Annotated in this window: 6 protein-coding genes; 5 read left to right on the top strand and 1 reads right to left on the bottom strand. The window is 45.0% G+C overall.

Features of this window, described 5'->3' with window-relative positions; translation table 11 throughout:
- Positions 1-124 precede the first annotated feature (124 nt).
- From AM228_RS16020 to AM228_RS16010, 4 genes are all read left to right on the top strand, one after another.
- Complete coding sequence (locus AM228_RS16020; RefSeq protein ID WP_054467103.1) at positions 125-508, top strand: late competence development ComFB family protein; 384 nt, start codon at positions 125-127, stop codon at positions 506-508.
- 115 nt (positions 509-623) lie between these two features.
- Complete coding sequence (locus tag AM228_RS34295; protein WP_190878165.1) at positions 624-770, top strand: hypothetical protein; 147 nt, start codon at positions 624-626, stop codon at positions 768-770.
- The gene (locus AM228_RS16015) at positions 754-2,481 is read left to right on the top strand and encodes an ABC transporter ATP-binding protein (protein WP_054467102.1); all 1,728 of its coding nucleotides are present in this window, start codon (positions 754-756) and stop codon (positions 2,479-2,481) included. The genes AM228_RS34295 and AM228_RS16015 overlap by 17 nt, the downstream gene beginning before the upstream one ends.
- 652 nt (positions 2,482-3,133) lie before the next feature.
- Positions 3,134-10,087: a CHAT domain-containing protein gene (locus tag AM228_RS16010; protein ID WP_054467101.1), complete on the top strand. Its 6,954-nt coding sequence runs from the start codon at positions 3,134-3,136 to the stop codon at positions 10,085-10,087.
- Here AM228_RS16010 and AM228_RS32820 read toward each other — a convergent pair.
- Positions 10,062-10,265, bottom strand: a complete 204-nt coding sequence (locus AM228_RS32820) for a hypothetical protein (RefSeq protein WP_156331831.1) — start codon at positions 10,263-10,265, stop codon at positions 10,062-10,064. The two genes, AM228_RS16010 and AM228_RS32820, sit on opposite strands and share 26 nt — an antisense overlap.
- Here AM228_RS32820 and AM228_RS16005 point away from each other — a divergent pair.
- Positions 10,259-10,459 (top strand): hypothetical protein, encoded by a 201-nt coding sequence (locus AM228_RS16005; protein ID WP_156331830.1) that lies wholly within the window; start codon positions 10,259-10,261, stop codon positions 10,457-10,459. The genes AM228_RS32820 and AM228_RS16005 overlap by 7 nt on opposite strands.
- Positions 10,460-10,534: the final 75 nt, after the last annotated feature.

Below are 10,534 nucleotides of genomic sequence, written 5' to 3'. Positions count from 1 at the left end.
ATGTGGGAGCCAGATGTGGGAGTCAGATGTGGGAGTGAGTCGAGTGGTGTGGAAAATCACCGGAAAGACATCCGGGATGCCCTGTTAGGAGCCTACAGAGTGAGTATTTGGAGAACTTGTGAATATGAATACGTCATTTTTTTATAATCCCGTTCCTTTGTACCGGAACGCTTTAGAGCCATTGGTCATTCAGGAAGTTAATCGCCAAGTGGATCGGTTGCCAGCCAAGCTGCTGAAATTTGTGGAAATTGAAAAAATTAAAGCTCAAGCGATCGCCTACGCCTTGAATCGCTTACCGGCGATGTATGCCACTAGCGAACGGGGATGGGAGTTTCAACAGCATAAAGCCCAGGAAAAATATGGACGAAAAATTATGGAAGTGGTTCGTCAAGGATTGGCGGCCATTCAATTGGATCCCTTAATCCCGGTTTGGAATATGTTTGCCCCGGAGAATGCTTGTGTAATTTCTTTGCCTGAAGCTCCAGAGAACCGTCCCGTGAGCCTCTAAGTCAGAGTGTTAATATTTGGTGTTGATTCAACAGTAATCCGACTCACTCAACAGGGTACAAATTGCCAGTGGTCAAAATTCTCTAGCATTTTTCTAGCATCCGGTGGAATATTCGGTGAAATATCCGATTAAATATCCGGTGAAATATCCGGTGAAATATCCGGTGAAATATGAATTGCCGGATCGAATCGATCGATTATCATTGATAATCATAGATGCCGATATGATGATGACTGATAATTCCTGTGAAATTGCGATCTAGCTACTGGCAATTGTTGCCCTATTTACGCCGCCATTGGCAAACCATTACTCAAGCATTGATTTGTACTCTGGCATTTACTTGTTTTTGGCCGATTTTAGCCCAATTAGCAGGGCAAATTGCCGGATTGATTGGTCAGGGAAAAGTCAGCGCGATCGCCCAAGTTGCGGGACTGGCGGCGGTGATTTTTCTGCTGCGCGGTGCTGCACAATATGGTCAAGATGCGTTGATGGCCAAAGCTGCCCTCGATTTGACCTTGGATCTGCGCCAACGAGTTTATGCTCATTTATTGAATTTAAGTCCAGGTTATTTTGCTAGGGCCAAAACTGGCGACTTGTCCTATCGCCTCACGGAGGACATCGATCGCACTGGCGAAGTAGTAAATAAAGTTTTTCATCAGTTTGTTCCTTGTGTGTTGCAGTTGGTGGTGTTGTTGGGATATATGATTTATCTCAATTGGCAGCTAACGATTGCCACATTAATTATTGCCCCAGTGATGGCGGTGTTGATTGGTTGGTTTGGCGATCGCCTGCGGGTATTTTCGCACCACAGTCAAAATCGGATTTCTGACTTATCCGCTTTGGTGACAGAGGTTTTTAGCGGTATTCGGGTTGTCCAAGCTTTTGCCGCTGAAGAATATAGCTTAAGTAAATTTCGGGAAGTGGCTATTCGCAACCGCCAAGCCAAATATGCCGCTGAACGTCTTAAAGCGATTCAATTTCCCGTGATTGGTTTTTTAGAAGCCCTCAGCGTTTTGTTGCTATTTTTGTTGGGGGGTTGGCAAATTTCTCAAGGCAATTTGACCGGGAGTGAATTTGTTAGTTATGCCACAGCGGTGGCGTTATTAATTGATCCGATTTCTATTACTACCAGTAATTATAATGAGTTTAAACAAGGAGAAGCTTCCGTCGATCGCGTGTTTGAACTGTTAGCTATTCAACCAGTAGTAAAGGAAAAATCCCTTACTGCGATCGCTTTACCTCCAGTTAAGGGTCAGGTGGAATATAAAAATGTGACTTTTGCCTATCATCCCGGTTACCCAGTGCTGGAAAATCTGAATTTATTGGTATTACCAGGAGAGGCGATCGCTCTGGTGGGGGCTTCGGGGGCTGGTAAATCTACTTTGGTGAATTTATTACCCCGATTTTATGATGTGCAAGGGGGACAAATTTTAATTGATGGGATTGATATTCGCGATGTAAAAATTCCTAGTTTACGCCGTCAAATTGGCATTGTTCCCCAGGAAACTATGCTCTTTTCTGGCACTATTGCCGAAAATATTGCTTTTGGTCAACACAATTATGATCTAAATGCCGTAGAAGCAGCGGCACATACAGCGAATGCTCATCAATTTATTTGTCAATTACCCGATGGATATTATACTCAGGTAGGGGAAAGAGGCGTTAATTTATCCGGGGGTCAGCGCCAAAGAATTGCGATCGCCCGCGCTGTTTTATTAAATCCGCAAATTTTACTTTTAGATGAAGCAACTTCGGCCTTAGATTCAGAATCAGAAGCCTTGGTACAAGAAGCAATCGAAAGATTGATGCATGAGCGCACCGTATTTATTATTGCCCACCGTCTCGCCACAGTCCGACGATGCGATCGCATTTTAGTCATAGAACAGGGGCGCATCATTGAATCTGGAACCCATCAAGAACTGCTGGAAAAAGGACGGCGTTATGCGCGATTTTATGCCCAACAATTTAGCTAAAATCTGTATAATACCATTTACAAAAATTCATGCAACCGTAGGGTATCGGGGCAACCACCGCCACGGAAAATCCCCTACTAATGCCCAAATGAATTTCGTAATTGTAGCAACAATTTTTCAGGCTTGGTATAACTGTAGGGGCGAAGCATTCGGGCAGTTAACTTGCTTGTTTTAACAGTAGTTGTTACCTGAATGCTTCGCCTTTACCGGCAGTTAATTATCGGTTTTAACCAGAAAGATAATTACCCGAATGCTTCGCCCTTATCGGCAGTTAATTATCGGTTTTAACCAGAAAGATAATTACCTGAATGCTTCGCCCTTATCGGCACTTAATAGACATATTAGACAATTCTGGCTTTCATACCGAAGCGATCCCCCCAACCCCCCTTTTTAACGGGGGCTTTTGATAATTTTGCACTCTTGTCTATTTTAATAATTTTTTAAAATCGTGATCTATAATGGAATGTAATCAGGATTTTTAAGATTCATAAGTAAAATCTCTTACGGAAAATTAATAAAATCTTTGTGGAAATGGCTAATGAAACTCATTGGTCATAAGGACAAAGGTTTTAAAGCAATACCATGATGATTTCTTCAGAACACAAGTAGGCGATCGCTTATGGCATTACTCATAATGACAAGAGGGTAACCAATGAACTACCATCAACAGCGACAAACTGGGAAGGCTGAAGCCCAACTAATAACTCGGAAGACTAAAAATTTGGTCATATTTTATGGAATCCTGGGGGCAATCAATGTAATTTGTGGCATTATGGGCGAAAATGCGATCGCGCAAACCGCACCTATTCCTGCTGCTGACAACACTGGAACCGTAGTCAACCAAACCGGCAACACCTACAACATTACCGGGGGACAACGGTCTGGGGACGGGGCGAACCTCTTCCACTCCTTCCAAGAATTTGGCCTCAACGCGGGACAGACCGCCAACTTTCTCTCCTCTCCAGAAATCAACAACATCCTTGGCAGAGTCACCGGGGGCAACGCCTCTATTATTAACGGCTTAATTCAAGTCACCGGGGGCAACTCCAACCTATTCTTAATGAACCCTGCGGGCATTATTTTTGGCCCCAACGCCAGTCTCAACGTTTTAGGGGACTTCACCGCCACCACCTCCACCAACATTGGCTTTAACTCAGAAGCCTTCAACGCCTTTGGCAGCAACAACTACAGCGCCTTAGTGGGCGAACCCTCCACCTTTGCCTTTTCCCTCTCCCAACCGGGGGCTATTCTCAATGAAGGCAACCTCAGCCTCAACCCCGAACAAAAGCTAACCCTCTTGGGGGGAACAGTCGTCAACTTAGGCACCCTTTCCTCTCCCGGTGGTAATATCACCATTGCTGCCGTACCGGGAGAAAACCTGGTTCGCATCAACCAGGAAAACCATCTCCTCAGCTTAGAAATTCCCACCTCACCCACGGGCAACAATTCCCCTAACCAACCGCCGCAAAACTTTCAGCCCTTAGACTTGCCCAGCTTACTCACTGGGGGTCACATCACCCATGCTTCCAACGTGACGGTTAACAATGACGGCACCATCAGCCTCACAGGTTCAACCCTAAGAATACCCACAGATCCCGGTGTCACCGTGGCTTCCGGTAATATTGATGTCTCAAATACCAGCACGAATGGCAATGGGACTGGGGGCGCGATCGCTGTATTAGGGGACAAAGTTGCCTTAGTCGATGCCCTTATTAACGCCAGTGGGATTGATGATGGCGGTGTGGTCTTAGTCGGAGGAGAATATCGCGGCGAAGGAGAAGTCCCCAACGCTTCAGAAACTTTCGTCAGTAAAGATACGCTGATTTCTGTGGATTCTTTAGAAAATGGCGACGGGGGACAAGTCATTATTTGGGCTGATGAAACTACCCGGTTTCATGGAGAAATTAGCGCCAAAGGTGGCAGTCAAAATGGCAATGGTGGCTTTGTTGAAGTTTCCGGCAAACAAGATTTAATTTTCCGAGGTCAGGTAGACACCAGCGCCCCCCAAGGTAGCACCGGCACTTTATTATTAGACCCAGATAATATTACCATTGTTGATGGCAGTGGTGCGCCTAATGATAACCAATTGAATGCGGGTGAACCTTTTGGCGATCCCGAAGGAGTCATTTTCGATGATACGCTCACCGCAGGCGCAAATTACACTATTTCTGAAACGGCATTAGAAGCGATCGGGGCTAATAGTAGTATTATTTTAGAAGCCGCCGACAATATCACTATTGAAGACTTATCAGACAATACCCTGAGTCTGCAAATGGGTGCTGCTGGATCAGTGAGTTTGATCGCCGATGCTGATTTTAATGGAGTCGGTGATTTTACTATGAATCCTGCGGATGCGATCGTGACACAGGGAGGAGATATCACAATTTCAGCGGGTAATTCTTCCCGCACAGGAAATCAAATTAATCTGGGAAATATCACCACCAATGGGGGAAATTTCATCGCGGAAACTGGCAGCAACAGCACCATTACCGTCAATGGAAATATTGATGCGGGAATTGGTTTTATTGACTTACGCAGAGCAGGAAGGGCTAATAGTCCGCCGACAGTTCAATTTGGCAATTATGTCACCCTTACGGCCAATGATATTAACTTAGATACCAATACTATATCCACCACTCAAACCGGACTAGATTTAGTCATTCAGCAAGGGGACAGCAATCAGGGTATTTATATTAACAATTCTACCGGATGTAGTCCAGGCTTCTTATGTCTGGACAGCAACTCTAGCGGTAATAGCGAGTTCAATTTACTGCAAAATGCGGGATTTAACTCGATTACTATTGGTCGTACTGATGCCACAAACTTTATTGAAATTAGCGGCAACGCTCCTTCTCTCACTTTAAGCACAACTACAATTATTCAGGGTGGAACGGGGTCAATTGAAATAAATGCTCCTTTAATTGTTGGAAATAATGCCCTCACTCTCACAGCAGACGAAATTAATATTAACAATGTAGGTAGTATCTCTGGTACGGGCAGTCTAACTCTGCAACCTACCACCGTGGGGCAAAATATTTCCCTGGGAGGGTCTGGAGGTACTGGAGTAGGGATTTTATATTTAACCGAGTCAGAATTAGCTAATATTCAAAACGGTTTTAATTCTATTACTATTGGACGGGCTGACGGTACGGGTGCCATTACTATCGATGGGCCAACTTCCGGTCTAGGATTTTCAGACCCAGTGACGATTCAGTCTCCCGGTGGTTCGATTACAAACAATTTTCAAATTTTGGGAAATGATAACGCTTCTGTGACTCTCATCGGCCCAACAACATTAAATGCCGATATTACTACTAACAATCAAAACATCGGCATTATCGGCAACACCACTTTAGGGGCTGATGCTACTTTGAATAGTGGATCTGGTACTATTGATTTTCAGGGAACTATAGACGGGAGTTACAATTTAACCCTAAATGCGGGGACTGGCAATGTTAATATTGGTGGCGCCGTTGGTAATAATACCCGTCTGAATAGTCTTAACATATTAGGACAAAACACAAGTATTAATGGCAATGTCACCACTCTTGGCACTCAAGAATATAACGGTAACGTCACCTTTGTTAATTCCAACCCACAAATCACTGCTGGGGAATTAAATATCAATGGGACAATATCCGGTAATGGCAGCTTACTTGTGCAACCAATAATCGATAACTCACCAATTGAAATCGGTGGGATTAACCAGTCACCGGGTTTGAATTTAACCGAAGCAGAACTTCAGTCAATCAGTGGATTTAATGGGGTGACAATTGGTAGCACGGGTGGCACGGGAGCGCTTAATATTGCCAGTCCCGTTAATTTAAGTAACCAGACTTTTGACCTGACCTTACAGGGTGGGGCGGTGTCGTTTAATGACGGCATTACCTTGGGTAATAATCGGACTTTAACTTTAAATACTGGTAGCATTACCAGCCCTTTTACCGGGACAGATATCAGGATCGCCGCTAATGGTACTGTAGTCTTAAATACATCGGGAAGTGTGGGCGATTCGTTGAATTCTTTGGAGACAAATGTTAGCCAAATAAATATTAATAATGTTACAGGAAATTTGTTTGTGAATAACGGCCAAACTCTTAGTTTAGGAACGGCTAACATTTCCGGTAATTTAGAAATTACAGCAAATGGCAATACTACTGGGAATAGCCCGATCGCCATTGGGGGAAATAGCACTTTTACGACTACTGCAATTGGGGCAGATATTACTTTAAGTCAACTAGCAACACCGGGAATAATTACGGTCAATACTAATGGCGCTGGGGCTGATGCTAATATTACCAGTGCTAATGCAGTAAATTTAGGCAGTTCTACGGTGGGCGGTAGTTTAAATGTCACGGCAAATAATGGCGATATTTCTACGGAAATTGTTGAAGCGGGGACAGATATTACCCTCACGGGAAATTCTATCTCTCTCAACAATAACCTAACCAGTGGCGGTCTTTTAAATGTCACGGCAAATAATGGCGGCATTTCTACCACCGGGGCGATTAATGCCGCCAGTAATATCACTTTTACTGGCGATACTATTGCCTTAAATAATACTCTCACCAGTCCAGGCAATTTAATCTTACAACCATTTAATCAAAATACTCCCATTGAAATTGGAGGTGAAACCGGAACCTTTAACATTTCTCTGGCAGAAATCGCGAATTTATCTAATGGATTTAGCAGTATTACTATTGGTCGCAGTGATGGAACTGGGATGGTAAATTTAGGGGCGATTAGCTTTAGCGATCCGGTGACAATTCAATCAGGAACAGGGCAAGTAACGGTCAACGGAACGATTACTGCGATCGATAATGCTACGGTGAATTTTAACACCAGTAATCTGTTCTTAAATGCCGGGATTAGTACCAACAACCAAACGATCGCGATCGCTGGAGATATGATTCTCAACAACGATCTTACTTTGGATACTGGCGCGGGGGCTGGGGATATCATATTTACCGGAACGATTAATGGCAACCGGACGCTGACGTTAAATGCCGGAACTGGTCGCGTTTCTTTTGGGGGAATTCTGGGTAATCTCACCCCTTTAAATCGTTTAACTGTTACCGGCTTGATTAATAGTGGATTACAAGCCACTGCGGATACCATTGAATTAAATGGCGATATCAATTCTGCCGGTGCTAGTGTAATTTTAACCGGCAATAATCAGCTAATTACTAATAACGTCAACATTACAACCAGTGGGGGTTTAATCAGTTTAACCAACCCGGTTGGTGATGTGACGGTGGGCAACTTGGATAGTTCTAATCCTAATGGGACTGGCGGTGCGATCGCTGTAAATAGTCCCAACGGAGTTGTCACCACCGGAAATTTAACCTCTACGGGGATAACCGGGGGCGATATTACCGTTCAGGCATTAACAAGTATTACCACTGAGGATATTGATAGCAGCGGTACGGTAGGAAATGGCGGGAATGTCTTACTCGACCCAGAGGATTTTATTGATGTTGGCTTTATTAATGCTCAAGGGGGTTTACGAGGCAGCGGTGGCAATGTTGAAATTGTCACTGGGGGCGTTTTCCGCGCTAATAATACTTTTACCGACCAAAATGGCCAAGTTGCCAGTATTTCTACTGCCGGGGCTGGGGGAAGTGGCAATGTGAGTCTCAGTCACAACGGGGGCAGTCAAAATACTCCCTTTGTGGTGGGCGATCCCACGACCAACGGCACTGCTGGGGTGATTACCACTGGGGCAAATAATACGATCCCGCTAGGTTCCTCGTTCCCCGGCCCGCTGGAACAAGGGAATATTCGGGTGATTACCGCTGAACCAGAAACCCCCGTGGAAGAACCGCCCGTGGAAGAACCGCCTGCGGAAGAACCGCCTGTGGTGGAAGAACCAGCCGTGGATGAAACCCCAGTGGCACCAGCGTCAGGGGATGATATGCCCTTATCGTTGGAGTTAGACCCAGAACCGGACGGGGGAGCAGAGGAGCCGGGGAGCGGGGGAGCAGAAGAGATCGCGGCTACTCCAGAAGTGGCACCAGAGGCGATCGCGGCTACTCCAGAAGTGGCACCAGAGCCGATCGCGGCTACTCCAGAAGTGGCACCAGAGCCGATCGCGGCTACTCCAGAAGTGGCACCAGAGCCGATCGCGGCTACTCCAGAAGTGGCACCAATCACTTTAGAACCCATATCCGTAGAACTGGAACCGGAAAAAAATTCGCCGATTTCTGTGCCAATTTCAGAAAGAGTACAACCAGAACCGCGATCGATTTTGCCACCAGAAAAAGTAGGGGCGATCGCCACTGAATTAGACTCACCTTCAGAAACCGAAGAAGAGGAAGAAGAAAACGTCCGGCAAATCACACCGGAAAATCTGGCGAGTCCTCAAGAAGTCGCCATTGTCGATCCAGGGGTAGCGGAAATTGAAAATAGCTTTACTCAAGCATTTAGCGACCACATTGGCGAGTCGAAGCAGGTCAATGTTAGCCTGCCACAAGCGCAAAATATTATCCGCAACATTGAAACAGAAACCGGGGTCAAACCTGCTTTGTTATATGTTTATTTTGCCCCCACTTCTTTGGCCGGAAATACAGACAATGACCCCTTGGAATTAATCTTAGTCACCGCTGATGGTCGTCCGGTGAGAAAAGTCTTGTCGGTGACTCGTCGCGAAGTCATGGACAATGCCGATAATTTGATTACTTATATCACCGCGCCCAGATATCGCCGCCAAACCAAATATTTAGAACCAGCCCAAAATCTTTATCAATGGTTAATTGCCCCCTTAACCGAGGAATTAGACGCCAAAGAAATCCAAAATATTGCCTTTATTATGGATGTGGGTTTGCGAACCTTACCGATCGCCGCCCTCTATGATGGGGAAAATTTTTTGGTGCAAAAATATAGTGTGGGCATGATGCCTTCTCTCAGCTTGACGGATACCCGCTATCAAAATATTCAAAATGCATCAGTTTTAGCAATGGGAGCCAGTGAATTTACTAACCTCAATCCCTTGCCTGCGGTGCCCGCCGAAATGAAAATTATTACCCAAGAAATTCGCCAGGGAGCATCTTTCTTGAATCAGGACTTTACCCTGCAAAATATTCAAAAACAACACGCCGAGAAAAAATATCCTATTGTTCATTTGGCCACTCACGGAGAATTTAACCCCGGAGATTTGAGCAATTCATATATTCAACTTTGGGATCAAAAGTTAGGCTTAAATGATATTCGTCAGTTAGGCTTACAAGATCCGGCGGTGGATTTGTTAGTTTTGTCCGCTTGTCAGACTGCGGTGGGCAATGAAGAAGCAGAATTAGGCTTTGCAGGATTGGCAGTCCAAGCAGGAGTGAAAACTGCGATCGCCTCTCTTTGGTATGTCAGTGATGAGGGTACATTTGGCCTAATGACTGAATTTTATAAACAGTTAGGAATTGCCCCAATTAAAGCGGAAGCCATGCGACAAGCACAGTTATCAATGATTAACGGTAATGTGGAAATTGAAGGGGGTCAATTACGCGGTTCTCGCGGCACTTATACCTTACCCGAATCCTTGCAAAGTGCAGAAAACCAAAAGTTAACTCATCCTTATTATTGGGCAGCATTTACCCTAATTGGTAGCCCTTGGTAGACCAGGGACAAGAAACCCCAGGGACAAGAAACCGGGTTTCTATGAAAGTTGTTGGTTGGTGGCAAAGGTTGTTTAAAGAAACCCGGTTTCTCACCTCTCCCTGTTTCTCACCCCCCAGGGACAAGAAACCCCAGGGACAAGAAACCGGGTTTCTATGAAAGTTGTTGGTTGGTGGCAAAGGTTGTCTCAAGAAACCCGGTTTCTGGGCAGAGCAAAGAGGTTTCTCACCCCCAGGGACAAGAAACCGGGTTTCGGCGTCAACTTTTTGCTTTTAGCCAAGATTTAATTAAGCCTGTCCCCGCATTCGCGGGGGAAACCCGGTTTCTGAACCCCAGTCAACCCAATATGTTAAGAAATATTAAGAAATATTGATAGACTTTCTGAGTAATGTTATAATAGCGGCGGTAAAATTTTTCAGAAAAATTTTTTGAGAAACTATTCTCCTTT

Origin of the sequence: Planktothricoides sp. SR001 (assembly GCF_001276715.1) — a bacterium.
Classification (GTDB): domain Bacteria; phylum Cyanobacteriota; class Cyanobacteriia; order Cyanobacteriales; family Laspinemataceae; genus Planktothricoides; species Planktothricoides raciborskii.
Note: the sequence above shows the minus strand (reverse complement) of the source record. Positions and strands in the feature narration are given on the sequence as shown.

Excerpts from the sequence above, each read along its gene's own strand:
- AM228_RS16020 (WP_054467103.1), top strand. The coding sequence starts at position 125 with ATGAATACGTCATTTTTTTATAATCCCGTTCCTTTGTACCGGAACGCT.
- AM228_RS16010 (WP_054467101.1), top strand. The coding sequence starts at position 3,134 with ATGAACTACCATCAACAGCGACAAACTGGGAAGGCTGAAGCCCAACTA.